The organism is Pacificibacter maritimus, assembly GCF_003814915.1.
In the GTDB taxonomy this organism is placed as follows: Bacteria; Pseudomonadota; Alphaproteobacteria; order Rhodobacterales; family Rhodobacteraceae; genus Celeribacter; species Celeribacter maritimus.
In genome coordinates, this window is sequence record NZ_RKQK01000001.1 from 980976 (window position 1) to 1005030 (window position 24055).

The window sequence follows — 24055 nt, forward strand, 5'->3', positions numbered from 1 at the left end:
GTTAAATAGGCACTTTTAGGGGGGGAATACTAAATTAGAATACACGCTAGGGGTGTGCGTAAAAATCACAGCCATAGAGAGACAGCGGCAAAATTTCACGAATCATCCTGACTTTTACGCAGTCCGTCAGCGTCATGATTCTACCGACACAGACGACTCACCGACCGCGCCCCCCAAGATCTAGAGGCACAAGAGCGTCAAACACAACAAGCGCCCAGACCCCATAGTGCAAATGCAAGGGTGGACGCTGTGGTATATCTCATTTGGAAAATGGTCGGGACGGCAAGATTCGAACTTGCGACCTACGGTACCCAAAACCGTCGCGCTACCAGGCTGCGCTACGCCCCGACTGAGGCTTCTATACGGTGCCTGTTCGGGGATGAAAACCCCTATTTCGCACCACAAGGCAAAGAAGTGTAAAAATCGTAGGCAGGATGCAAAAGCACATCGCCAATTTTAATGTTTTTAGCCTCAGAAACCCCAGCATTTAGTTCCAAAACCGAAAAAATGGCGTTCCCACCAAAAATTGGTGTTTCATCATGAGGAATCGCATTTTTATGAATCGAAACAATCACACCGCGCGTGTCGGTGAAAATCATATCTAATGGAATCAGTGTGTTCTTCATCCAAAAGCTGACGGGCCCTGCTTTTTCATAGACGAACAGCATGCCCATATCCTCTGGCATAGAGGCCACATACATCAATCCACGGGATCGTTCTGCCGCAGTTTGCGCCAATGCGATTGAAAAGGGCACAGGGCCGTCTTGGGTGACGATCTGAACGGTATTGGGATCGCATAAAGGGGCATTGGACGCGCTCGCAGCGCCCTGCCCCTCGCCCTGATGTCGCCCTTGGCCAAATGACGCCTGCGCCCCTAGCGCAATGGACAAAGTGATCATGAAAATTGGCGCCCACCTGCCGTGATCGCGCAGATATCCCTTCAGGGGATTACAAAAAAGGGCCGCAAAAGATGCGACCCTGATTGATTTGCGTTTAAGCATCTTCATCTATGTGTTCCGCTTGAACATGTTCAAATTCTGGGGTGTCGCGCGCTGCAGCATCCCATGGAACGACCTGCGCGGCCATACGTCCACGACGCCCATCAATGACCCGCAGTGCGATTGCTTCGCCTGGCATCAAATCCGCCAAACCAGATCGACGCAGCACCTCGACATGGACAAATATGTCTTCGCCATCGCCAAAGATATTTGCAAATCCGAAGCCCTTGCTTTTATCGAACCATTTGACCCGTGATGGCACCAAAGGCACATCCAGATCGGTCACTTTCAAATGTTCCAAATCTTCCAAAGAAGGGCCTGAGGAGGTTTCGGGCGGCTCAATCGCCAAAACATTAATTGCTTGAATGCCTCGGTCGGTATCTTGCACGGTCAAAGTAATGCGTGCTGCGTCAGCAACTGTGCTTTGCCCAAAGACGCGTAAGACATTTGCATGTAGCAAAATATCAGCGCCACCTTCATCTGATACGACGAACCCGAAACCACGTGCAGGGTCGAACCACTTCACATGTCCCGACACTGATCTTTCTGTTGTACTGTCGCTCATAAATCCCATCTCTTTTGGAGCGCCGAATGCATGGCGCTTCAAACTTATGAGGCTACCGCCTCTCATCCCACGCCCAAACTGGGCCAATACTCATAGAGTAGCAAGACCTATAGACCTGTCTTTTTGTCCAATAGGCATTGTTAACTTAACGTCATTCTAAGGGTTTAAGCGCTCGATTTCCCATGGGGCGTGTAGATCTATGCGCCGCCAACGGAACCGATCATGCAGGCGAAATTCGCCCGCGGCCCAGAACTCAATTTCCAACGGTAAAACTCGATACCCGCCCCAAAACGGAGGGCGCTTTGGCGAAACGCCGTGCTTTACGCCCGCCTTGGCCACTGCTTCCATCAATGCAGCTTTAGAGGCCAAAGGGCGTGATTGTTGTGACGCCCAAGCGCCGATACGGCTGCCTAAAGCCCGTGAATTGTAATAAGCGTCAGAAGCCTCATCGGTTTCGCGCACGATCAATCCACGTACACGCACTTGGCGTTGCAGGCTTTTCCAATGCATCACAAATGCCGCCTTTCCTGCGCCATCCAGTTCGCACGCTTTGGCACTTTCGTAATTGGTAAAAAACACAAAAGCATCGTCTTCGATCGCTTTCAGTAACACCATACGCGCATTTGGCAATCCATCTGCATCGACGGTCGATAAAGCGATCGCGTTTGGATCATTCAGCTCAGTCGTTTCAGCCTCAGCCAACCAAAGCCGAGCGATTTCAAATGGATCATCTCCTTTGAAAATGCCTGCGCGCTTGACGGCCATGTTCTGATCTCCTTTAGCGTTTTGCGAAATGGATAGAGCCTATTTGCCGCAACAGCAAGTCCATGAGCCGATCAAAACGCTCACAGATCTGTGCATTCTTGTTTTCCCTACGTGCATTCCTGTTTTGCCTCACTATCCCAGACTTGATAGCGCGCCGCAAACCGCATAAAGCCTATGGTAATGTAGTATTTATCGGTGGGAGAACCGACCATGACAAAACTTATGGACGGAAAACGTGGCCTGATCATGGGGCTCGCGAATGACAAATCAATCGCTTGGGGCATCGCGAAAGCTTTGGCTGAGCACGGTGCAGAGCTGTGCTTTTCATACCAAGGCGAGCAGTTGAAAAAGCGTGTTGATCCCTTGGCGGAACGTCTTGGGTCTGATTTTGTTGTCGAATGTGATGTCTCTGATGGGGCTTCAGTTGACGCTCTTTTTGCGCAAATCGAAGAAAAATGGGGCAAGATTGATTTCGTCGTTCACGCGATCGGCTTCTCGGACAAAGGCGAATTGCGTGGCCGCTATGTCGACACGACCCGCGACAACTTTAACTTAACCATGGATATTTCTGTCTATTCCTTCACAGCTGTCGCGCAACGCGCGGCCAAGCTTATGACCGATGGCGGCTCTATGTTGACGATGACGTACTATGGTGCAGAGCGCGTTATGCCGCATTATAATGTCATGGGTGTGGCAAAAGCCGCTTTGGAAGCCTCTGTACGCTACTTGGCCGAGGATCTCGGCAAAGATGGTATTCGCGTCAACTCTATCTCAGCAGGCCCAATCAAAACATTGGCCGCCTCTGGCATTGGGGATTTCCGCTACATTATGAAGTGGAACGAATACAATTCACCGCTGCGCCGCAATGTGACCATTGATGATGTGGGCGGATCGGCTTTGTATCTATTGTCTGATTTGGGTGCTGGCGTGACGGGTGAAACCCATCACGTTGACGCAGGATATCACGTTGTCGGCATGAAAGCCGTCGACGCGCCTGACATCACCAAAGGCTAACCCTTGTGACGCTCACTGCGCTTGTTGCGTTTTACTTTATTCATCTGGCCGCGGCGGTAGCGCCGGGGCCAGCTGTTTTAATGGCCGCGCGCACTGCCCTGCGCGACGGGATGTTGTCTGGTGCTTGCATTGCGGTTGGATTGGGGCTTGGGGCTTGCCTTTGGGCTCTCGCTGCCCTGTTTGGCTTGGCGCTTTTGTTCCAAGTGGCACCTTTTTTGTTGATCGTGTTGAAAGTCGTCGGCGGGCTATATTTGGGCTATTTGGCCTATAAAATATGGAAACACGCCCCCGAGCCTATGGAGACAGAAGATATCAAAGGCCACAAAGGCTTAACACCACCAAAGGCGGTCTGGCTTGGCATCAAAACACAATTGGCCAGTCCTAAACCTGCATTATTCTTTGGCACAATCTTTTTGGGACTGATACCAGAGCATCCCCCCGTTTGGGTTTACCTTGCTGTACTCGGTATTATCTTTTTTAACGATTGTGTGTGGAATATCATTGTATCACGAATCTTTTCACTTGAGCGCACCCGCCGCGCCTATCTTAACCTAAAAACGTCGATCGACCGTATTTTTGGCGTTTTACTTGCCGCTCTCAGCGCAAAACTTGTGCTCAGCTAAGGACTAAATCATGACTGACCGCCTGCCTCACGAAAAAGGTTTTCACATTTCTTGGGACCAACTTCATCGCGATAGCCGCGCCTTGGCTTGGCGTTTAGATGGCAAGGGCCCCGATGGCGGCGCATGGCGTGCAGTCGTTGCGATCACCCGTGGCGGCATGGCCCCCGCAATGATTATCGCACGCGAATTGGACATTCGCACAGTTGATACAATTTCGGTGAAATCTTATGACCACCAAGATCAAGGGTCTGCGCAGGTCTTGAAATCCCCTGATGCGGATATGATCGGCGATGGCACTGGTATTTTGATCATCGACGACTTGGTCGATAGCGGCAAAACACTTGAATTGGTGCGTGAATTATACCCGAACGCGCATTTCGCGACTGTTTACGCAAAACCCCAAGGCCGCCCGCAGGTCGACACATTCGTCACAGAGGTTTCGCAAGACACTTGGATCTTTTTCCCATGGGATATGGCCTTGCAATATGTGCAGCCCTATCGCGGAAAAGACTGATAATACGCATTTACGCGCCCTTACGGGGCGCGTTTTTGGTTTAGGCTGCCGTTAAATCGTGACTGCCAAGGTCTCCAAAGGCGCGCACGCGCGCAATTGCATCTGCGGCAGAACGATAGGCGGATTGAGGTTCAGCTGCCTTGGCCACATGTTCGACCGCAGAACAGGCGCTGCGAATGAAAAAGGCCTTTTGCAGCGGTAAAACACCGTAAGACATCTCACGAATATCATCGAGCATTTGTGACAGCACGTCCCAGTCACTATTATTGCGCAAAGTCGCATAGTCCAACGCCGCGTCTAAATCGAAAAGCACCTGATCTCTCTGCATAGTAACCTCTTAAACTTACATTATTTTCTACATTGAGTCGTGCGCGTTTCTTTCGCACCACTCCCTTGAGTATTTCTAAGAATGTTGCGCAAAAGGTTACCAAAACGATATTGCGACTCTTTCGCTCTCTAAAATTCGCTCTCTTGATCAATTCTAAGTCGCAAACGCCCTGAACTGAGCAGTTTTCTGGCACCTGAAAAACACCCTGAGTGCCATCACAAGACGCAAATCAACTAAAACTCTCGGCTTTTTGAGCCTCAAACCCAGAATGATCGTGGTTTCGGGCGTGAACTGTCTTGCGAGTATCCGCCGAACCCCCTAGGTATTTCGCAGTTTGATGGGAGACGATACACAATGGCGCGCAGCACTGGCACAGGCAAAAAAATGGTGGTCTGGGGCATTCTCGGTCTTTTGATCGTGGGTCTTGGTGGATTTGGCACGGCCAATTTCGGGGGCACAGTTAACAGTGTTGGCAAAGTCGGTGACCGTGATATCGATGCCAATGCCTATGCAAATGCACTGACATCGGAAATTAGCCGTTTTGAACAGCAAATTGGCCAGCCTATGTCCATCGCGCAAGCCGAACAGATTGGCATTCCCGAGCGCGTGTTGGGTCAGCTTTTCAATCAAGCCGCCCTCGACAATGAAACGGCCCGCTTGAGCCTCTCTGTGGGCGATGCTGCGGTGCGCGAACAACTCTTGTCGATTCCTAGTTTTCAGGGGCTCGACGGCACCTTTGATTCTGCATCCTATCGCGCCACGCTGAGCCGTGTAGGAGAAAACCCAACAAGCTTTGAAGCGGGTTTGCGCGAAGACCTATCGCGCACCTTATTGCAGGGCGCATTGACAACAGGCATCACCATGCCCGAAGCCTACGGCGATGTTGTGGTCGAATGGATCGGCGAACGCCGCACGATTTCTGTGGCGATTTTGGATCAAAACGCTCTGTTGCTGGGCACCCCAGTTCCAACCGAAGTCAACATCAAAGAGCAATACGACGCCACACCTGAGGCCTATACAACGCCAGAGACCCGCGATGTAAGCTATGTCTGGCTGACGCCTGCGATGCTGGCCGATGAGGTCGATTTGGATGAAGACAGCCTACGCCAGATTTACGACGAAAACATCGAACAGTTTATCCAAGCTGAACGCCGTCTTGTCGAACGTTTGGTCTTTGGCACAGCTGAAGAAGCCGCAGCCGCATCTGAGCGTTTGGCCGCAGGTGAAAGCACCTTCGAAGACGAGATTGCAGCGCGCGGCCTACAGGTAATTGATACCGATATGGGCGATGTGTCACGTGCCGATCTGGGCAGGGCTGCGAACGATGTGTTTTCACTCGACGTGGATGGTGTATCTGACGTGATCGAAACGGATTTGGGCCCTGCCCTGTTCCGCGTGAATGGTCTATTAGAAGCGACAGAAGTGAGTTTCGAAGAGGCGCGTGACGATCTATCAATCGAGATGGCTGCCGATGCTGCACGCCGTGAAATTTCGGACATGCTTGAAGATATCGATGACCTCTTGGCATCTGGCGCGACTTTGGAAGAAGTGGCACAAGAAACCCGCATGGAACTTGGCACGATGGGTTGGACCCCTGCGTCAGAGGAACCGATTGCGCTTTACACCGATTTTGATGCAGCTGTGCAAGCCGCCTCAACAGATGATTTCCCAGAAGTGATCCAGCTATCAGATGGCGGCATCTTTGCCCTGCGTTTGAATGAAATCGTGCCTGCCACTTTGAAACCTTTGGACGAGGTGCGCGACCAAGTTATCGCGGATTGGCAAGTCAAAGAATCTGCACGTCAGATGCTGGTGAGAGCGCAAGAACTGGAAAGCCAAGTGGCCGCAGGCACGCCGTTGGCCGATCTTGAATTGCCGATGGAAACATTTGACGCGATCACCCGCCAAGACTTCATTTCTACCATGCCAGAAGGCTTTATAGATGCGGTCTTTGCCCCAGAGCTCAAGGCAGGCACCACAACACTTGTTCAAGGTGCGGGTCAGGTTGTCATCGCCTCTATCGATGCGGTCATGCCCCCTGAGGACACCGAAGAAAACGCTGCAATTGCTGACAGTTACATTACATCAGCCGCGCAAGGCGCAGCCCAAGATGTGATTGCAGCATTCTCGAACGCACTGCGTGCACGAGATGGTGTTTCAATCAATGACACGGCGATTTCTGCCATCCACGCTCAACTGCCGTAACAACGACAGACGTATAAAAAGGTCATACACAATGGCAAAGATCATCCCCTCGTTTGAAGCCTTCGAAGCCGCTTATACGGCAGGTGAAAACCAAGTGGTCTTTGCCAAAGTCGCGGCTGATTTGGACACGCCTGTGTCCATTATGCTGAAACTGTCAGGCGCACGTACCGACAGTTTTATTTTGGAATCCGTCACAGGCGGCGAAGTGCGTGGGCGGCATTCGATCATCGGGATGAAGCCTGATCTGGTGTGGAAATGCGATGGCACGACAGCGCAGATAAACCGCGATGCGCGTTTCGATTCCAAAGCCTTCACTGTCGAAACCACCGACCCTTTGACCTCACTGCGCGCCCTGATTCACGAAAGCAAAATCGACCTGCCGAGTGATTTGCCCTCTCCCTCTGCTGGGCTGTTTGGCTATCTTGGCTATGATATGATCCGCCTTGTTGAACATTTGCCCAATGTGAATCCAGATCCAATTGGCACGCCAGATGCGATTTTGATGCGCCCCACAGTGATCGCAGTTTTGGATGGCGTAAAAGGCGATGTCACCATTGTATCACCTGCTTGGGTCAAATCTGGTCAATCCGCACGCGCCGCTTATGCGCAAGCCGCAGAGCGGGTGATGGATGCGCTGCGTGATTTAGAACGCGCGCCTGAAGGCACATCTCATGATCTGGGTGAAAGTGTTGATGTGCCAGAGGCCGTGTCAAACTTTACCCAAGAGGGCTACAAACAAGCGGTAAATAAAGCGAAAGAATACATCGAGGCGGGCGATATTTTTCAAGTGGTCCCTGCGCAACGCTGGACCCAAGATTTCTCCTTGCCGCCTTTCGCGCTATACAGGTCTTTGCGCCGCACAAACCCGTCACCCTATATGTTCTTTTTCAACTTTGGCGCCTTTCAAGTTATCGGGGCCAGCCCTGAAATTTTGGTGCAAGTCAAAAACAAACAGGTCACCATTCGCCCCATCGCAGGCACCCGTAAACGCGGTGCAACGCCTGAGCAAGACAAGGCGCTTGAGCTGGATTTGCTGGCCGACAAAAAGGAACTGGCAGAGCATTTGATGCTGCTGGATTTAGGGCGCAACGATACGGGCAAGGTGTCAAAAATCGGCACTGTGCATCCAACAGAAGAATTCACCATCGAACGCTACAGCCATGTGATGCACATCGTGTCCAATGTGGTGGGCGAATTGGCCGATGACCAAGACGCGCTGTCTGCTTTGCTTTCAGGCATGCCCGCGGGCACTGTTTCAGGCGCACCAAAAGTGCGTGCGATGGAAATCATTGATGAGTTAGAACCCGAAAAGCGCGGCATCTATGGCGGCGGTGTTGGCTATTTCTCATCTGGCGGCGATATGGATATTTGCATCGCGCTGCGCACCAGCATTTTGAAAGACAAAAAGCTGTATATCCAAGCCGGTGGCGGGGTTGTTTATGACAGCGATCCACAGCTTGAATTTGAGGAAACCGTCAACAAGTCGAATGCTCTGCGTGCAGCCGCGCGAGAGGCTGGACTGTTCACACGCTCTGGAAATTCCTAAGTACGACAGGTTTTAAAGCGGCAATTCTGTGGTTGATTTGATTTCTTCCATCGAAAGCAATGCGGTGACGTTGTAGATGTTTACCTCTTGAATCAGCGCTTGATAAAAGGCGTCATACGCCTTTGCATTGGTCACGCGCACTTTCAAAATATAGTCGATTTCGCCTGCCAAACGGTGCGCTTCCAGCACTTCGGGGCGCCGTTTGAGCACTTGCAAAAACTTTTCCTGCCAGCCCGCCTCATGCGCATTGGTTTTGACCAAAACAAAGAAACACGCCTCAAGTCCAAGAGCGTCTGGATCAAGAATAACGGTTTGTTGCCCGATCACGCCATTTTCGCGCATTTTACGGATGCGATTCCACACAGGTGTCTTAGAAGACCCTACTTTCTTGGCAATTTCGTCCAAAGATTGGCTTGCATCCACTTGCAATTCACCCAAAATTTTCCGATCCATTGCATCCAATAGGACTGCCATTTCGGTTTTCTCCCAAATCAAAGAAACTATGCCCACACAGGGCCTCACGATGGAACAAATATCCTTATTCCCTGCAACCCATAGCATATTAGCAGGACAATGTTCTAATACAGAGTAGAAATTTCACAAGACTGGATCGCACATGGCCCGCCCTTTTACGCCCAAGATTGTCACTGCCAACGCCTTGCTTGAAGGCGATGTCATTTATTTATCAGCCCAAAACACATGGGTGCGCGATCTAAGCGATGCGGCTTTGTTTGACCAACAAGACGAAGCAGAGGCACGTTTGGCCTTTGCCGCAAAAGATGGCATGATCGTCGGCGCCTATCTTGTGGATGCGGTCCAAGGTGAAAACGGCCCAGAGCCTGTGCATTTTCGCGAAGATTTTCGCCGCACAGGTCCATCCAACCACAATCACGGCAAACAGGCGGAGCTTTAAACATGTATTCCTACAATGATTTTGACGAAGCTTTCGTACGCGAACGTGTGGCGCAATTTACAGGCCAAGTAGAACGTCGCATCGACGGGTCTTTGACCGAAGAAGAATTCCGCCCCCTGCGTTTGATGAATGGTCTGTACCTGCAATTGCACGCTTACATGCTGCGCGTGGCCATCCCATATGGCACCTTGAACCCCGATCAAATGGATCAACTGGCAATGCTGGCTGAAAAATATGACAAGGGCTATGGCCACTTCACCACACGCCAAAACATTCAGTACAACTGGCCCAAACTGCCAGACGTCCCCGCTATGCTGGAAGCTTTGGCAGATGTGGGCATGCATGCGATTCAAACATCAGGCAACACAATTCGCAACGTAACGGCAGATCATTTTGCAGGTGCTGCGGCGGACGAAGAATTTGATCCACGCCCAGTGGCTGAATTGATCCGTCAATGGTCAACCGATCACCCCGAATTCCAGTTCTTGCCACGTAAATTTAAAGTTGCGGTCACAGGCGCGCCGAACGACCGTGCAGTCGTGCGCGCCCATGATATTGGCTTGGTTTTGAAAGAACAAAATGGCGTCAAAGGCGCTGAAGTCATCGTGGGCGGAGGCCTTGGCCGCACACCTATGGTTGGCAAAACGCTTAATGACTTTGTGCCCTTTGCAGATTTGTTGCCCTATATCGAGGCAACTGTATCTGTGTGGAACCTTTTGGGCCGCCGCGACAACAAATACAAAGCGCGCATCAAGATCACCGTTCACGAACATGGTATCGAAGATATTCGCGCCCGTGTCGACGCGCGTTTCGCACAAATCAAACCGACTTTTGGCGGCATTGATATGGAAATGCTGGCACAGATCGAACAACATTTCATGCCACCTTTGTTCATCGACAAGCCTGTCGATGCCTATGAGCGTGCCTATGAAAATGATCCTGTATTCCGCGCTTGGGCTGACACAAATCTGGCGGCGCACAAGAATGACGCCTATGCCATTGTTACGATTTCTTTGAAGAAACCTGGCGCCACACCTGGGGATGCATCTGCAGATCAAATGCGGTCCATGGCACAACTGGCGCGTGATTATGCCCATGACGAATTGCGCATTTCTCATGAGCAAAACGTGATCTTGCCACATGTTCACAAATCAAACCTGCCTGCCCTGCACGCGATTTTGAAGAGCAACGATCTGGCGACAGCAAACGCGGGCCTTGTGTCTGATATTATCGCCTGCCCTGGTATGGATTACTGTGCTTTGGCGACTGCGCGGTCTATTCCTGTGGCCCAAGGCATTGCTTCGCGGTTTGATGAGTTAAAACTGGAACATGAAATCGGCCAGCTTAAGATCAAGATTTCAGGCTGCATCAACGCCTGTGGTCACCACCACGTGGGCCATATCGGCATCTTGGGCTTGGATCGTGCGGGTGTTGAAAACTATCAGATCACTTTGGGTGGCGACGGCACTGAAACCACTGTAATTGGCGATCGCACGGGGCCAGGATTTGCATATGATGAAATCATTCCAGCGATCGAACGCTTGATCTACGCCTATTTGGAAGTCCGCTTGGACTCAGATGAAACATTCCTAGAAACCTACCGCCGCCTTGGCATGGGCCCATTCAAAACGGCGCTTTATCCACCGAAAGAGGACAAAGCTAATGCCGCATGAGGCCGCACTTTTAGCGCAAGAATTTGGCACAGTGGATGAACGTGTGGCGCGCTTGAATGCGCGCTACGTGAACCACTCTGCCACCTCGGTGCTGGAACTGGCTTTGCGTGATGCAGAGCTGGGTCGCATTGCCTTGGTGTCTAGTTTCGGCGCTGAATCTGTTGTGTTGTTGCACATGATTTCAGTGATGAAACCCGACACGCCTGTGATCTTTATCGACACGCAAATGCTGTTTCAGGAAACCATCGACTATCAGCTTGAGTTGATCGACAAACTGGATCTGCGCGATGTGCGCCGTATTCAACCAAAGCCCGCGAATGTGGCTAAGATTGACCCTGATGGCACGTTGAACCAGCGCGATACTGATGCGTGTTGTGATCTGCGTAAAACTGTTCCGTTGCAAGACGCGATGGAAGGATTTGACGCATGGATTACAGGGCGCAAACGCTTTCAAGCGGGATCTCGTTCAACCTTGGATTTCTTTGAAAACGAATTGGACACGCGGATCAAAATCAATCCTTTGGCCCATTGGGCGCCTGAGGATGTCAAAGATTACATGATAAACAACCGCCTGCCCCGCCATCCGCTGGTGGCAAAAGGATACCCGTCTATCGGCTGTGCGCCTTGCACATCCCCTGTTAAAGAAGGCGAAGATCCCCGCGCTGGACGCTGGCGTGGTCAGGAAAAAATCGAATGTGGCATTCACTTTGTGGATGGCAAAATGGTGCGCGGCCCCCTGCCAGTGGCAGAGACATCCGACAGCAGCACAAAAGGAGACGCAGCATGAGCGTGATTGTACAAGACAGCGGCTTTGTGGCTGAAGATTTCACAGGCGAATGGCTTGATCTGGCGTCAGATACTGATCCATCGACATTGGCACAATTCGCAGGTGCAGCGGCGATCCGCATTGATTTCCCCAGCTTCGCAGACGGGCGCGGCTTCACCTTGGCCAAGATGTTGCGTCTTGCTGGCTTCAAAGGCCGCTTGCGCGCAAATGGCCATGTGATTGCGGATCAATATGCCATGGCACGCCGCTCTGGCTTTGATGAAGTGTCCATCGACGATGATTTGGCCGCCCGTCAACCGCAAGATCAGTGGCTCGCCCGCGCCAATTGGCAAGCCCATGATTATCAAGCCCGCGTGCGCCGCGCAGCGACCGTATAAGACGACCACAGATCACGGGTTTGGCGCCTGCGCCAGCATGATCTACATCAAAGCGATCTGGGATCATCCCAAGCAAAAAGGGCCCTTAGCTAGACAGGGCAATGAGTGATATGACAGAACAAACAGCCGTGACAGAAAAACCCAAAGCAGTTCCCGCTTTGCCAAATGCAGCAAAAGTGACAGAAGTCACCCATTGGACCGATCGTTTGTTTTCGTTCAAGGTTGAGCGCCCACAAACGCTGCGCTTTCGCTCTGGCGAATTCGTGATGATCGGCCTCATGGGCGATGCGCACCCTGAAACGGGCGTGCAAAAACCACTGATGCGCGCTTATTCCATTGCTTCGCCGTCTTGGGATGAAGAATTGGAATTCTACTCGATCAAGGTGCAAGACGGTCCTTTGACGTCCAAGTTACAGCACATCAAAGTTGGCGATGAAATCATCTTGCGCCCCAAACCTGTTGGGACTTTGGTGACAGATGCGATTTTGCCGGGCAAGCGTTTGTGGATGTTTGCCACAGGCACAGGTATCGCCCCCTTCGCGTCATTGATGCGTGAGCCTGAAGTCTACGAGAAATACGACGAAGTCATTCTGATGCACACCTGCCGCGAAGTGGGTGAATTGGAATATGGCCGCAAGCTGGTTGAGCACATCAAATCCGATGAAATGCTTTCAGAAATCGAAGTTGGCAAACTGCGGTATTACCCAACCACCACGCGTGAAGAATTTCACCAAATGGGCCGTGTAACTGACAACCTGATATCTGGCAAAGTCTTTGAAGATCTCGGCATTGATCCTATCAACCCTGAAACAGATCGCGGTATGGTCTGTGGCAACTTGGCATTCAACAAAGACATCATGGAAATTTTGGATGGCTTTGGTCTGCGTGAGGGCGCGAACTCTGAGCCAAAAGAATATGTGGTCGAAAAGGCTTTTGTCGACTGATCCATACTAATTTTGCTGATTGAAATAGAAAGCTCGCATGAAAATGCGGGCTTTTTTCTTGGGCCTATTTGGGGTTGCGGCATAAAAAAAGGGCCGCACAGACATGCTGCGCGGCCCCTGTCTAAGCTATGCTTATAATCTTAGAGACCCATCAAAGTGCGGGCTTTTTCCAAGATTTTTTCCAAGATAACTGGGTTGTTTTGAGCTTGCTCAATACCAGAAATCACTGTGACTTTTGCTTGTGCATCCAACATTGGTGCCGCTTCGATCAAGTCTTTTGCTTTGTCGATATCAAAGCCGTCAACGGTCAAAACTTCTTTAGCAGCTGCAATTGAAAACTCTGGGGTTGCGTCAGTTGCCATTGCTTCAGCGCCTTCGGCAGCGTCAGTCGCCATTGCTTCAGCGCCTTCAGCAGCGTCAGTTGCCATTGCTTCAGCACCTTCGACAGCGTCAGTTGCCATTGCATCCGCACCTTCAGCAGCGTCAGTCGCCATTGCTTCAGCATCGTCCATTGCGTCGCTCGCCATGTCAGTTGCAGCAGTCGCCGCATCTTTTGCGCCATCAGCCGCTTCAGTTGCCATGTCAGTTGCAGCATCCGCAGCATCAGTCGCCATTTCTGTCGCGCCGTCTACCGCAGCGCCAGCCGCATCCGCAGCATCAGACGCCATCTCAGATGTTGCATCAACTGCGTCAGATGCCATTTCGGTTGCCGCATCTGCTGCATCCGATGCCATTTCTGTCGCGCTGTCTACTGCATCTCCAGCTGCGTCAGCCGCATCTTCGGCCATCTCAGTTGCAGCGTCCGCCGCGTCTGATACCGCATCTTTTGCAGCGTCAAGCATTGAGCCAGCAGTCTCTCCAGCAGCTTCAGCAGTTGTTTCAGTGGCTTCAACTGTTGCTTCAGTTGTTTCAGCTACTTTTTCTTCTTCTTTACAAGCGGCAAGGCTTAGCGCTAGGCCAGTTGCAACAGCTGCAGTAACAAAACGATTGGTCATTTCTTGATCCTCACGAGATACAATTTCCTTTATGTCATCCATATCGCATGCTGCACCTGCAATTAAAAGGGTTTCAAAGCGCAGAAAACTCCCCTTTCTTACAAACAAGCACATTGATGCCGAGTTTGCGGTTGTAAGCCCCCGATAAAACCCCTATTTTTCGCGCATAGAACATGAACAGCTAATAGGAGCTCATCATAGCCCGCAGACCTCACAATGCCCCGCCCCAACGTGATACTGGCCCTCGCACGAATGAACGCATTCGCTGCCCAGAGGTGCGCCTTATCGGAGCAGAGGGTGAAAACGTCGGCGTTGTTACGCCCGCACGTGCAATGGATTTAGCCGCCCAAGCAGGTCTTGACCTTGTCGAGATTTCGCCAAATGCGACCCCACCTGTTTGTAAGATCATGGATTTTGGTAAGTTCAAATACGAACAGCAAAAACGTGAATCTGAAGCACGCAAAAAGCAAAAGATTATCGAGATCAAAGAGGTTAAATTCCGTCCTGGTACGGATGTGCATGACTACCAAGTCAAAATGCGTAACGTCTTAAAATTCTTGGAAAACGGCGATAAAGTTAAAGTAACTTTGCGTTTCCGTGGCCGCGAAATGGCCCACCAAGATTTGGGGCGTCAGCTTCTTGAACGCGTCGCAGTTGACGTGAAAGAGATCGGTAAAGTTGAAAGCATGCCAAAAATGGAAGGCCGTCAAATGATCATGATGGTCGGACCACTGCCGCGTTAAAATAACGCAAAATATCACGGTCGCACGCCCGAAGCAATCGGGCGGCACCATCAGACGCCTGCGACATCGCAGGGCCAAGTCTGGCAGGGTTACCCCCGAAGCGGATCGTTTCGGGGGTATTATTTTGCGCAGTCCATTTTGATCGCTCTCGCCTGAAAATAGACGAATCGCGCGAAGAAACGCGTATCCAGATTTACAAGGGATGCCTCATTGGCAAAAAAAGCGTCGCAGGAAAACGCACTACCTGCGACGCCAAGGTCGTTATCAGCCCACGCACAACAGGCAAACAACGTTCAGACAAAATAGTCTGAGGAAGGAGGCAACAGGCAAGACCAATATTGCCTCGGTGTTGCGCTCTATGAAATGTTTAAACGGTGCTGCGGATCAACACTTTGATCTGGATCAAGTTGCAAACCAGCTTTGGTGACTTGACTTAAAAATCGTTGAGATTTTCCAACAAATCACCGTTTTTGATAAGCTCTGCCCACAATTGCACTGGCTCCCAAATATCTGGGGCTTCGAGTGAAAATTGGCGCAGCTTTTTTTGAACAACCAAGGGCGTCATGATATCAGCTGCCATCATCGGCCCACCATGCCAGCGCGGATAGCCTTTCCCCATGAGCATCACGGCATCAATATCAATCGGGCGGGATGCCGCCCCAGTTTGCAGTGCTTTCGCCCCTGCATTTGCCTGCGCCAAGACAATGCGATCACAAATTTCAGAGTCGCTCATAAACACGCGATCTATACCAGCGCCTTCGCGAATGGGATCAAGAATTGCAATGGCTGCGGAATCATCACCGCGAATTGCGTCAGACTGGCTAAGACTATAGGAATAAAATCCGCCTGATCCGCCCCGCCCTAAGCGCCCTTCTGCGACCAAAACAGTCGGGGCAACGCCGGAAAGATGCGCCAGACCAAGGGCGTCCATTTGCGCACAAGGTCCCGTTGCAAATCCATAGTTCTCCATCGCCGTGTCGATTTGAGAGGGTGAGACACCAAGCAAAAGCATCACGTCGACAGCATCCCAAATCGCGGCTTGCAAGGTATTGGCGATCAATCCGTCTTGGGCAGGCACGGTGATCGGCGCTTTGCCAAGTGTGCGCATAGCCGCGTAAGCAGAGGCAAATGCACGCTGGGACAAGTTTTCTGGGCGCACCAATTCTACAAGTCGCACAGCTTGGACCGGCGCAAAGAAATGCAGTCCCAAGAACCGATCTGAATGGGACAGGTCTTGTGCAATCCGCGTGAAACCATGATCACCAATCGTTGCCAAGAGCGCCTCTTTATCGACGAATTCTTCTATACGGCTCAAGATTTGCGCACGCCGTTCGACCGATCCTGTTGAGGCTTCGATCACCAGATCGCAAGCAGACAAGCTGCGCAGGCCGTCTGATCCTAGAAAACGCCCCAGACGTTCGTTTTTTTCCGCTTCACTGACTTGGCCCATCTGTGCCGCTTGATCGTAGGACCGTGTGACTTTGCTTTGCGCCAAAGCGACTTGATTTGCATCAGAACCGAAAAGCACCACAGAAAATCCGCGATCCAAAGCGATCATTGCGAGCCCAACGGCCATGTTTGACGTGCCTGCGATGCCGATGGATTGAATGGGCTGTGCGGGTTGAGGATCAAAATCAACGGGTCGCACAGCGCGGCGTTCGGCGTAGTTTGCATAGCGCATGGCTTTGACGTGGGGCGCACCGAGCATTTCGACTCGCGCCGCTTCTTCACGGAATAAGCCCGCTTCAAAGGGCAGCAAAACAGCAGCTTCTACGCAATCGATAATCAAGCGAGCGGGTGATGCATGATGTCGCGGTACCTTGGCGCGGCGGCGATTGATTTCGGCCATAAAGCCAGCGCCATCGGCCAGTCCTGTTGTCACATCACAAGACCTTGGTGCAGGTCGATCCGTTTGTTGAATTTTTGCACAAAAAGACGCGACGCCTTTGGGCGTACGCATATCGACGACATGATCCACCAAGCCGACTTGCTGCGCTTGTTGGCCAAAAATTGATTTACCAGAAAGCAGCAGTTCCAGCGCCACATTCGGCCCTGTCAGGCGCGGCAATCTTTGGGTCACGCCACCGCCTGGTATCATGCCAAAGGTCACTTCAGGTGCTGCAAACCGTGCTTTTGGTCCACAAACCCGATAATGCGCAGCCAAAGCCAGCGCGAGCCCTGCTTCGAAAACCGTGCCGTGCAATGCGGCGACCACGGGTTTGGGGCTGGTCTCGATTGCCGCACAAAGATCGCTCAACGTTGGTGCAGCCTCAAGTTGACCTTCGGGCAAAGTTGCAAGTTCTTTCACATCGAAGCCCACACTGAACCCTGCGCCTTGACCGCGCAAACAGATCACAGTGACGGACGGGTCATCTTGGGCCAATTGAAGGCTGCTTAAAAGCGATCTACGCAGATCCACTGTCAACGCATTTACGGGCGGGTTCGCCAACGTGATGTAGGCAACATTTTTAGCGCTGCGTGTTGTCACCAGCGGTTTGACGTCATGCTCTTCAGGCACAGTGGCATCGGATCTGGTCATGTCCTCTCCGCGCAAAATTTTCTACATCATGCTGAGAAGAAACAGAAAATGCAAGAACCCTTTGAATTGGCTCACAGATCGGTAAAAACCAGTACCGCATGTCGCGCGTCAGATTGTCAGACAGCTATGACGACAGGCTATCCCAAAGCGGGCAAATCGCCCATGGCAGGGAAATCTCCCGAATCGGGCAACCCGTCATCGCCAGTGAGCGGCGGAAGATCGCCCCCGAAGCCCCCTCCGAAATCGGACCCTATATCACTTAAAGATGGTACTCCCATGGCCAGATCGGGATCTGGTAGGTCGCCCAGACGACCCATGGAGTTTGGTGTCTCAAACCCGCCCCCAAAATCCGCGCCTATGTCGGGCAAGTCACCCAAGTCAGGCATTTCGCCATCAGTCCCATTCATGTCCATCATCTCACCGCTCGAAAAGTCATTTGTCATCGACATGTCAGCATCATTTTCTTGAACTGGATTAAGATTAATGCGCACCGCGCGGTGACCGTTGACCTGCCCTAAACGACCAATAGAAATACGCCGCCCATCTGCGACCAGTTCGACACGGTTCAGGGCCTCTTTGGGGACAGGGATTTGCATGCCCACTTGCAGATTGGCCACATCGGACAAAGACAAGGACACACGATGCAAAACTGACGAAAGCTGCGCTTCGGTTTTTAACACTGAGGCTTGAAAACTGGTTTCCCAAGCAGTTTGCATGCCTGCTTCGACTTTAGGTTTGGGTCGGCTGGCGGGGAAAACAAACATAATCTCGCCTTGGCGCACCCCCCGCCCCATATCGACCGACACGCGGTACATACGGTAGCGAATATCATCAAAGGCAATCGGAATGGATCGGGTTTCCGACAGCTGCGCAGCCGTGCGATAGTTCGCAATTTCGGGCGGCTGGGAGGCTTCGGCCACAATCGTTTCGAAATTCGCAAGCATTCTGTCAATCACATCAAAGCACATGACGGAATCGGTGGACGTTGGGTCACGCTTTTCTGGGCTATATTTTTGCACCTTGCCAGTGGTCAATTGTTCGACAACAGATGTGGTGACCCCCAAACTAAACACAGCCAACCCGTATGCAGAATCGGGGCCTTCGAGTAAGGCCAGCAATGAATGATCATCAATGCTATCGGGCAAGCGAGAGACAGATGTTATCTCTTCAATGACCTCCCCAACCTGCAAGACCATACCTGTGCAGTCTTCTGCGGCCTTGGCCAAGGCCAAACGCAGTGCTTTGGGCGCAGACATGGCCGTAACATCGGGCGGTGGTCGCCCGACACCCGCTTTGCGGCGCATTGCAGATATGAGATCTTCGTCAGCCATAAGAATGCGTTCGTGTTCTTTCACGCCCAGACAAGCGGGCCATTGGCAAAAGACGTCCCTGCGTGACATGCAAACGGGCGCCCTCTGGCAAGAGTTGGAGGGTGCGTTAAGTTTTGCCCCTTCAAGGTAAACAAATGATTGACCGATGCAGGAAATTCAGCGGCGATAGGTGAATTTTGATGCAGGCGCCTCGCAAATCAAGGCAGCTGGCGCGTTTGAGGTAAATCGATGCGAAATCCAGCACCGCCTTGGGCGGGTAAATATGAAATTGATCCGCCTAGGTTATGCGCAATTTCACTGCAAATCGCCAAACCCAGTCCCGCGCCGCCTGCTTTTGCTTCATCGCCCAAACGCGAGAACTTTTCAAAGATGACGGATTGTTTTTGCTCGGGAATTCCCTGACCGTTGTCGATAAAGTCAATTTGAATATTCAGGCCTTGGCGGCGGGTTTTAATGTGCAACACAGGTGTTTCGGCTTGGCAATATTTACGGGCATTAGAAATCAAATTGATAAAAACCTGCGCCAAACGATCCGCATCCGTATCCAAGATAATATGTTCGCTCGATAGGTCACGTTTGATCTGCAAATCTGCGCCATCAAGCCCCTGCCCTGTGGCTTCGATCGCGTGTTCAATCACATCGTGCAAATCATGGCGTTCCCATGTCAAAAACACCTGCCCGCTTTCCAAAACCGAAAGATCCAGCAAAGCATCCAGCAAGCGCGTCAGACGCTGCGCTTCGTCATGGATGACGCCAGAAAACCGCGCCAAGCTGGCTTCATCAAGTTTGGTCCCAGAGGTGCCCGCATCGCGCAGGATTTCTGAAAACGCACGAATAGAGGTCATAGGCGTGCGCAGCTCATGGGAAATTTGACTGAGAAAGGCGTCTTTTTGGATCGAAATTTCCGTCAGTTTTTCATTGGCCTCGCGTAATTTGCGCGCTGTGCGGGCCAATTCATTGGATTGGGCTTCCAGCTGATTTGAATGCTCCAACATCTGTGCTGTTTCATTGGCCACGGCCATTAAATCTTCGACAGACACTGCCGCCCCATCGGTGATTTGTCCCAGCATCGCATGCGCCGTGGCGGCCCCCACTGAGCCCGCGAGTTTGCGTTCAAGCCCATCCATAAATGCCGGTGTAGGATCAGGCAGATAGCCTTTTTTGCCTTGGGCTTTGGCTTCATTTTGAAACAGGGATTGCGCCTCGGCACTGCCGATAATGCGCTGCGCCATGACCAGTAGATCTTCGGCCTCAACCCTGCCTAAGGACCATCCGCGTGCGGGGCCAGAATGATCAAATACATTAACGAATTGTGCGCCCTGCAAGCGTTCAACGGGGCGCGGGAAAGACATCAAAGACCCAAGGATAAACACAGCACTATTGAGCGCAAGGGACCAGACCACCGCATGCACCACGGGATCAACCCCAGTGATGCCGAACAAAGCTTGGGGGCGCAGTTGCGTAATGCCCCAAGGCCCGTTGTCTAGAACCTGTGTGGAAAATCCAGCAGCGGCGCCAAAGGAGGGCAAAAACATGGTATAGGCCCAAACAGTAAAGCCTAAACACAGCCCCATGATGGCCCCTGTGCGTGTTGCCCCGCGCCAGAATATTCCGCCGAGCATCGCAGGCAAGACCTGCGCCAATCCTGTGAATGAAATCAAACCGATAGCGGCCAAAGCTTCGGATCCACCTGACAAGCGAAAATAGAAATATCCCAAGGCCAAAACCACAGCGATAGACACACGACGCGCCAATAAAACCACAGCGCGGATATCGCCAGAATAGGTGGCACTGTCTTTGCGCGATGACAGCCAAAGTGGCACAACGATGTGATTGGACACCATGGTGGACAGGGCAATAGCAGCCACGATGACCATAGAGGTGGCCGATGAAAATCCGCCCAAAAAACTGAGCGTCGCCAAAGCATGTTGATCGTAATTCAAAGGCAGCGTCAGCACGAACATGTCGGGGTTCGACCCCTCAGGCAGCACGTTTAGCCCGACAACTGCGATGGGGATCACAAACAGCGACATGCCAAACATGTACAAAGGAAAGGCCCAGCCTGCGGTGAACAGATGGTCTTCGTCTGCGTTTTCGACCACCAGCACTTGGAACATGCGCGGTAAGGTCAAAAACGCAGCCCCTGACAATAGGGTCAATGTGATAAACCGCGTGCCATCCAAATCGACTTGGGACACGGGCGAGGCATCAATACGCGCCAGCATATCCGCCATGCCGCCGCCGATCCCCCAGACCACAAACACCCCAACGGCCAAAAGACCGATGAATTTCACAATAGCTTCTAAAGCGATGGCCGTTACCACGCCATGATGGCGTTCGTTTGCATCCAGATTGCGGGTGCCAAAGAGAATGGCAAACAAGGAGAGACCTGCGGCGACCCAAAGCGCTGTCACATTCAGATCAGGCAAGGTCGCAGCCCCTGTCACCCCTTCGTTTCCTGCTTGGGAAAACACGGCAAACGACAGGGCAACAGATTGCAGTTGTAACGCGATATAGGGCGTAGTGCCGATCACTGCCAGCACAGTGACCAGAACCCCCAGCACGGTGGATTTACCGTAGCGCGACGAAATGAGATCGGCGATAGATGTGATTCTCTGACTGCGCCCGATGTGTACGAGTTTGCGCAAAATCCACCACCAGCCGATCATCACCATGGTTGGCCCCATATAGATGGTGGCAAATTCCAGCCCTGAGCGTGCCGCATAGCCCACCGCGCCGTAAAAAGTCCATGCGGTGCAATAAATCGACAAAGATAGCGTATAAATCCATGGCGATTTTAGCCAACCCAGCCGCCCCCTTTTGGCGCGTTGTTCTGCCCAAAAGGCCACAACAAACAGAAAACTCGCATAGCAAAGGCAGGCCAGAACAAGGACGTTAAAGGAAAGCATCTATGACCCGTTTTCGAAATCAACTGCAGGCGTTTGATCAATTGTTTGGTCGGTCTCGTGACGTCTATCTTCGCGCCGCAAAGCACGTGTGATCAAGCCAGCGATCACGATGGCACCAAACCAAACGGAAAACACATGAACATAGCCGCGCGCCCCGTCACCTACAGGCGTATTGGTCGCCTCGTCCCCCCAGAGCAACGGTATTAAATACAATAAAAACAGAAATATAGGCAGCAGTCTTTGTGCATCGATCAAACGCCGCCTACGGTAAGAGGCGCGCGCTAAATACAAAGGGGTGCGCCTGCGATCATCCATTTTCTATAGACTCAGCGGCAGCCTCATCTGGTGTAACATCTTTCGAAGTCTGATGCGCTTGGGCCACCAAACTGCGCACAGTCTCTAGCATATCGGCGTTGGAAAATGGCTTGGTCATAAAGGCGGATACCCCGTAAGACTGCGCCAGATCGCGGTCTTTTTTCTGCCCTCGCGCAGTCAGCATCAAGATAGGCAAATCTGCATGGGCGGGATCTTGGCGCAAGAGCCGCAAAATTTCAAAACCCGACATGCCAGGCAACATCACATCCAAAATTACGATATCGGGGTGTTTGGTACGCACCGCATCGATAGCGCGCGCGCCATCAGATTGTATTTCAACGCTCCAACCATCGCGCGACAGAATAAATCTAATCGCTTCAATGATATTGGGTTCGTCTTCGATCAGCAGGACGCGTTTGCCCATAGCCGATTTCCTCCTCCTCAAGATCAGTCACTATTGCGTGATTTGATCGTTGAGTCAAAAGTCTTGTTCACGCTCGATTTTCGGTCCCCATCAAAGACGGTTCTCGACGGGCAGGACAGGCAGCGCGGGTGCAAACGCGGCAGTTCGTGCCGACCTTTACCGCCTCGACATCTTGCGGCAAATCCTGAAGCATAGGACCAGTTGCCCTGTCCAGCGCCACAAACAGCATCGTCGCCTCAAGCACCTCTGGCGCATCAAAGCCCAGATGCGCTTTGGGTTGGCAAATCGCATAGGCCAGATATTTGCGCGCAGGCTGGCCTGTGAGTTCAACCACGCGGCGCACAGGCGTCATGGGGCGCACCAAAGCCTGATAGAGCGGCCACAACGGACAGCCACCCCCAAAACGCGGCGGCGTAAAGCCTTCTAATGGTTTGCGAAAAGTAATGACCCCCGCCCCATCGCAGATCACCATCCCGCAATCCGCACCCGATTGAGTTGGTGGCAAGGTTGCCAGCCTGCGCATAGCGGCGGCAATATCTGCGCCAGTACGCTTTGCCAAAGCTGCGGGGTCAGGACCAAACTGTTCGAGCACGTCCAACACCGTAGACAGTGGCATTTGATCGGCATCCTGTTTTGCCCGCGTCATCCAACCATCAGCCAAGCTCCGCGCCGCTGGAGATGACAATGCAAGCACAGGTTGGCCGCTTTGAGCGCGCTCGTTTTGCTGGGCCTCATTGATGGCCGCATCATTTGGATCAGACTGCAAAGCGGGCGCATAATCTTGTTGCTGCAACCACGCTTCAAAGGCGGTTTGCGGCGTATCGGGCGTCTCATTTTCTTTGCCGATTGTATCAAGATAGCGCACCAAATCTTGGGTGCCTGTGGCCAATCTCTGACTGTCTTCATACATGTTGCGGTGAAAGCGGGCTTGCCACTCCGCATCGATATCATCATCGGCGTTTAAAATACCAGCGGTGGACCGAATGGCTGTGACCGTTGACAGAACCTCATGCAGGGCTTCGGATAAAAATGGATCATGTGCCAACCTGTCATTGAGCGCCTCGATGCGTCGCTCCAAGGCCTTGATATGTTCATGCTGACGACTGGCCAAAGCGGCCCAGCCTGGAAATCGATTGGCGAAATCTTCGATACGATCCGTTTCAACGAACACATCCGTCAGCCCGTTTTCCGCCCCTGCATTTTGCAACCCTTCCACCAAAGTTGATTGCACACCTTGAGTGAGACTGCCGACTTCGACCTGTAAAATACGGGCCAAATCAACCAACAGCTTGCCGCCGATCTTGCGCTTATTATGTTCGATTAAATTCAGATAAGCCGCAGAAATGCCCACAAGGCGCGCCAAATCGGCCTGTTTGAGGCCCGCAAGCGTGCGTCGCTCGCGAATTCGTGAACCAGTTAAAGTTGAACGCGACATGGTTTCCCCAAGTTATTTCAATGGCTTTCTGCACTCGCAAAGTGATTTTTCTGCGCGTGCGGGATAATAAATTTACAAAGTAAAATTTATACCTGTTCAAAAATTAACAAAA

At 52.0% G+C, this 24055-nt stretch carries 23 protein-coding genes and 1 tRNA gene; 11 read left to right on the top strand and 13 right to left on the bottom strand.

The window, feature by feature from the left end:
• Nucleotides 1-271 precede the first annotated feature (271 nt).
• The 4 genes from EDD53_RS04525 to pdxH all read right to left on the bottom strand — a co-directional run bounded on the left by EDD53_RS04525 (nt 272) and on the right by pdxH (nt 2328).
• A tRNA-Pro gene (locus tag EDD53_RS04525) sits at nt 272-348 on the bottom strand.
• 41 nt (nt 349-389) lie between these two features.
• Complete coding sequence (locus tag EDD53_RS04530; protein ID WP_170162679.1) at nt 390-899, bottom strand: DUF192 domain-containing protein; 510 nt, start codon at nt 897-899, stop codon at nt 390-392.
• Nucleotides 900-993: 94 nt separating this feature from the next.
• On the bottom strand, nt 994-1563 hold the full coding sequence (locus tag EDD53_RS04535) for a cold-shock protein (RefSeq protein ID WP_123791981.1): 570 nt from the start codon (nt 1561-1563) through the stop codon (nt 994-996).
• A gap of 156 nt (nt 1564-1719) precedes the next feature.
• Nucleotides 1720-2328: a pyridoxamine 5'-phosphate oxidase gene (pdxH, locus tag EDD53_RS04540; RefSeq protein ID WP_123791982.1), complete on the bottom strand. Its 609-nt coding sequence runs from the start codon at nt 2326-2328 to the stop codon at nt 1720-1722.
• A 210-nt stretch (nt 2329-2538) separates the two neighbouring features.
• Here pdxH and fabI point away from each other — a divergent pair, with 210 nt between their 5' ends.
• The 3 genes from fabI to gpt are packed head-to-tail and all read left to right on the top strand — an operon-like array spanning nt 2539 to nt 4479.
• Nucleotides 2539-3342 carry an enoyl-ACP reductase FabI gene (gene fabI, locus EDD53_RS04545; RefSeq protein WP_123791983.1) on the top strand — a complete coding sequence of 268 codons (804 nt, stop codon included), beginning with the start codon at nt 2539-2541 and terminating at the stop codon, nt 3340-3342.
• A 5-nt stretch (nt 3343-3347) separates the two neighbouring features.
• Nucleotides 3348-3965, top strand: coding sequence for a LysE family translocator (locus EDD53_RS04550; protein WP_123791984.1), 618 nt, complete (start codon nt 3348-3350; stop codon nt 3963-3965).
• Nucleotides 3966-3975: 10 nt separating this feature from the next.
• Nucleotides 3976-4479 carry a xanthine phosphoribosyltransferase gene (gene gpt, locus EDD53_RS04555; RefSeq protein WP_123791985.1) on the top strand — a complete coding sequence of 168 codons (504 nt, stop codon included), beginning with the start codon at nt 3976-3978 and terminating at the stop codon, nt 4477-4479.
• Between the two features lie 40 nt (nt 4480-4519).
• On the opposite strand, the gene EDD53_RS04560 is transcribed toward gpt, so the two are convergent.
• Nucleotides 4520-4807 carry a hypothetical protein gene (locus EDD53_RS04560; protein ID WP_123791986.1) on the bottom strand — a complete coding sequence of 96 codons (288 nt, stop codon included), beginning with the start codon at nt 4805-4807 and terminating at the stop codon, nt 4520-4522.
• 354 nt (nt 4808-5161) lie between these two features.
• Here EDD53_RS04560 and EDD53_RS04565 point away from each other — a divergent pair, with 354 nt between their 5' ends.
• A complete protein-coding gene (locus EDD53_RS04565) occupies nt 5162-7012 on the top strand; it encodes a peptidyl-prolyl cis-trans isomerase (protein WP_123791987.1) in 1851 nt (616 codons plus the stop codon).
• A gap of 31 nt (nt 7013-7043) precedes the next feature.
• On the top strand, nt 7044-8558 hold the full coding sequence (trpE, locus tag EDD53_RS04570; protein ID WP_123791988.1) for an anthranilate synthase component I: 1515 nt from the start codon (nt 7044-7046) through the stop codon (nt 8556-8558).
• A 12-nt stretch (nt 8559-8570) separates the two neighbouring features.
• Here the strand turns inward: trpE and EDD53_RS04575 are convergent, their stop codons facing one another.
• Entirely contained in the window at nt 8571-9032 is a 462-nt protein-coding gene (locus EDD53_RS04575) for an Lrp/AsnC family transcriptional regulator (RefSeq protein WP_123791989.1), read from the bottom strand.
• Nucleotides 9033-9174: 142 nt separating this feature from the next.
• Here EDD53_RS04575 and EDD53_RS04580 point away from each other — a divergent pair, with 142 nt between their 5' ends.
• The 5 genes from EDD53_RS04580 (at nt 9175) to EDD53_RS04600 (ending at nt 13252) form a co-directional block, all read left to right on the top strand.
• On the top strand, nt 9175-9471 hold the full coding sequence (locus tag EDD53_RS04580; RefSeq protein ID WP_123791990.1) for a DUF2849 domain-containing protein: 297 nt from the start codon (nt 9175-9177) through the stop codon (nt 9469-9471).
• A gap of 2 nt (nt 9472-9473) precedes the next feature.
• Entirely contained in the window at nt 9474-11144 is a 1671-nt protein-coding gene (locus EDD53_RS04585) for a nitrite/sulfite reductase (protein ID WP_123791991.1), read from the top strand.
• Nucleotides 11134-11931, top strand: a complete 798-nt coding sequence (locus tag EDD53_RS04590; protein WP_123791992.1) for a phosphoadenylyl-sulfate reductase — start codon at nt 11134-11136, stop codon at nt 11929-11931. The genes EDD53_RS04585 and EDD53_RS04590 overlap by 11 nt, the downstream gene beginning before the upstream one ends.
• Entirely contained in the window at nt 11928-12308 is a 381-nt protein-coding gene (locus EDD53_RS04595) for a DUF934 domain-containing protein (protein ID WP_123791993.1), read from the top strand. Before EDD53_RS04590 ends, EDD53_RS04595 begins: the two co-directional genes overlap by 4 nt.
• Nucleotides 12309-12418: 110 nt before the next feature.
• Nucleotides 12419-13252, top strand: coding sequence for a ferredoxin--NADP reductase (locus EDD53_RS04600; RefSeq protein WP_123792399.1), 834 nt, complete (start codon nt 12419-12421; stop codon nt 13250-13252).
• A gap of 140 nt (nt 13253-13392) precedes the next feature.
• Here EDD53_RS04600 and EDD53_RS04605 read toward each other — a convergent pair whose 3' ends face one another.
• On the bottom strand, nt 13393-14247 hold the full coding sequence (locus EDD53_RS04605; RefSeq protein ID WP_123791994.1) for a translation initiation factor 3: 855 nt from the start codon (nt 14245-14247) through the stop codon (nt 13393-13395).
• A gap of 197 nt (nt 14248-14444) precedes the next feature.
• Here EDD53_RS04605 and infC point away from each other — a divergent pair, with 197 nt between their 5' ends.
• Nucleotides 14445-14990, top strand: a complete 546-nt coding sequence (infC, locus tag EDD53_RS04610) for a translation initiation factor IF-3 (protein ID WP_123791995.1) — start codon at nt 14445-14447, stop codon at nt 14988-14990.
• Nucleotides 14991-15423: 433 nt separating this feature from the next.
• On the opposite strand, the gene EDD53_RS04615 is transcribed toward infC, so the two are convergent.
• The 6 genes from EDD53_RS04615 to EDD53_RS04640 form a co-directional block, all read right to left on the bottom strand.
• Nucleotides 15424-17529 (bottom strand): enoyl-CoA hydratase-related protein, encoded by a 2106-nt coding sequence (locus EDD53_RS04615; protein ID WP_123791996.1) that lies wholly within the window; start codon nt 17527-17529, stop codon nt 15424-15426.
• Between the two features lie 137 nt (nt 17530-17666).
• Entirely contained in the window at nt 17667-18929 is a 1263-nt protein-coding gene (locus EDD53_RS04620; RefSeq protein ID WP_123791997.1) for a FliM/FliN family flagellar motor switch protein, read from the bottom strand.
• Between the two features lie 128 nt (nt 18930-19057).
• Nucleotides 19058-21769, bottom strand: coding sequence for an ATP-binding protein (locus tag EDD53_RS04625; protein WP_123791998.1), 2712 nt, complete (start codon nt 21767-21769; stop codon nt 19058-19060).
• Nucleotides 21770-22084, bottom strand: a complete 315-nt coding sequence (locus tag EDD53_RS04630; protein ID WP_211331582.1) for a hypothetical protein — start codon at nt 22082-22084, stop codon at nt 21770-21772.
• The gene (locus EDD53_RS04635; RefSeq protein ID WP_123791999.1) at nt 22077-22508 is read right to left on the bottom strand and encodes a response regulator transcription factor; all 432 of its coding nucleotides are present in this window, start codon (nt 22506-22508) and stop codon (nt 22077-22079) included. Before EDD53_RS04635 ends, EDD53_RS04630 begins: the two co-directional genes overlap by 8 nt.
• 67 nt (nt 22509-22575) lie before the next feature.
• On the bottom strand, nt 22576-23943 hold the full coding sequence (locus EDD53_RS04640; RefSeq protein ID WP_123792000.1) for a short-chain fatty acyl-CoA regulator family protein: 1368 nt from the start codon (nt 23941-23943) through the stop codon (nt 22576-22578).
• Between the last annotated feature and the right edge of the window lie 112 nt (nt 23944-24055).

What these genes read in the sequence shown, in the direction of transcription:
- EDD53_RS04530 (WP_170162679.1), bottom strand. Translation starts at nt 899, where the DNA reads ATGATCACTTTGTCCATTGCGCTAGGGGCGCAGGCGTCATTTGGCCAA.
- EDD53_RS04535 (WP_123791981.1), bottom strand. Translation starts at nt 1,563, where the DNA reads ATGAGCGACAGTACAACAGAAAGATCAGTGTCGGGACATGTGAAGTGG.
- pdxH (WP_123791982.1), bottom strand. Translation starts at nt 2,328, where the DNA reads ATGGCCGTCAAGCGCGCAGGCATTTTCAAAGGAGATGATCCATTTGAA.
- fabI (WP_123791983.1), top strand. Translation starts at nt 2,539, where the DNA reads ATGACAAAACTTATGGACGGAAAACGTGGCCTGATCATGGGGCTCGCG.
- gpt (WP_123791985.1), top strand. Translation starts at nt 3,976, where the DNA reads ATGACTGACCGCCTGCCTCACGAAAAAGGTTTTCACATTTCTTGGGAC.
- EDD53_RS04560 (WP_123791986.1), bottom strand. Translation starts at nt 4,807, where the DNA reads ATGCAGAGAGATCAGGTGCTTTTCGATTTAGACGCGGCGTTGGACTAT.
- EDD53_RS04565 (WP_123791987.1), top strand. Translation starts at nt 5,162, where the DNA reads ATGGCGCGCAGCACTGGCACAGGCAAAAAAATGGTGGTCTGGGGCATT.
- trpE (WP_123791988.1), top strand. Translation starts at nt 7,044, where the DNA reads ATGGCAAAGATCATCCCCTCGTTTGAAGCCTTCGAAGCCGCTTATACG.
- EDD53_RS04575 (WP_123791989.1), bottom strand. Translation starts at nt 9,032, where the DNA reads ATGGCAGTCCTATTGGATGCAATGGATCGGAAAATTTTGGGTGAATTG.
- EDD53_RS04580 (WP_123791990.1), top strand. Translation starts at nt 9,175, where the DNA reads ATGGCCCGCCCTTTTACGCCCAAGATTGTCACTGCCAACGCCTTGCTT.
- EDD53_RS04585 (WP_123791991.1), top strand. Translation starts at nt 9,474, where the DNA reads ATGTATTCCTACAATGATTTTGACGAAGCTTTCGTACGCGAACGTGTG.
- EDD53_RS04590 (WP_123791992.1), top strand. Translation starts at nt 11,134, where the DNA reads ATGCCGCATGAGGCCGCACTTTTAGCGCAAGAATTTGGCACAGTGGAT.
- EDD53_RS04595 (WP_123791993.1), top strand. Translation starts at nt 11,928, where the DNA reads ATGAGCGTGATTGTACAAGACAGCGGCTTTGTGGCTGAAGATTTCACA.
- EDD53_RS04600 (WP_123792399.1), top strand. Translation starts at nt 12,419, where the DNA reads ATGACAGAACAAACAGCCGTGACAGAAAAACCCAAAGCAGTTCCCGCT.
- EDD53_RS04605 (WP_123791994.1), bottom strand. Translation starts at nt 14,247, where the DNA reads ATGACCAATCGTTTTGTTACTGCAGCTGTTGCAACTGGCCTAGCGCTA.
- EDD53_RS04615 (WP_123791996.1), bottom strand. Translation starts at nt 17,529, where the DNA reads ATGACCAGATCCGATGCCACTGTGCCTGAAGAGCATGACGTCAAACCG.
- EDD53_RS04620 (WP_123791997.1), bottom strand. Translation starts at nt 18,929, where the DNA reads ATGTCACGCAGGGACGTCTTTTGCCAATGGCCCGCTTGTCTGGGCGTG.
- EDD53_RS04625 (WP_123791998.1), bottom strand. Translation starts at nt 21,769, where the DNA reads ATGCTTTCCTTTAACGTCCTTGTTCTGGCCTGCCTTTGCTATGCGAGT.
- EDD53_RS04630 (WP_211331582.1), bottom strand. Translation starts at nt 22,084, where the DNA reads ATGGATGATCGCAGGCGCACCCCTTTGTATTTAGCGCGCGCCTCTTAC.
- EDD53_RS04635 (WP_123791999.1), bottom strand. Translation starts at nt 22,508, where the DNA reads ATGGGCAAACGCGTCCTGCTGATCGAAGACGAACCCAATATCATTGAA.
- EDD53_RS04640 (WP_123792000.1), bottom strand. Translation starts at nt 23,943, where the DNA reads ATGTCGCGTTCAACTTTAACTGGTTCACGAATTCGCGAGCGACGCACG.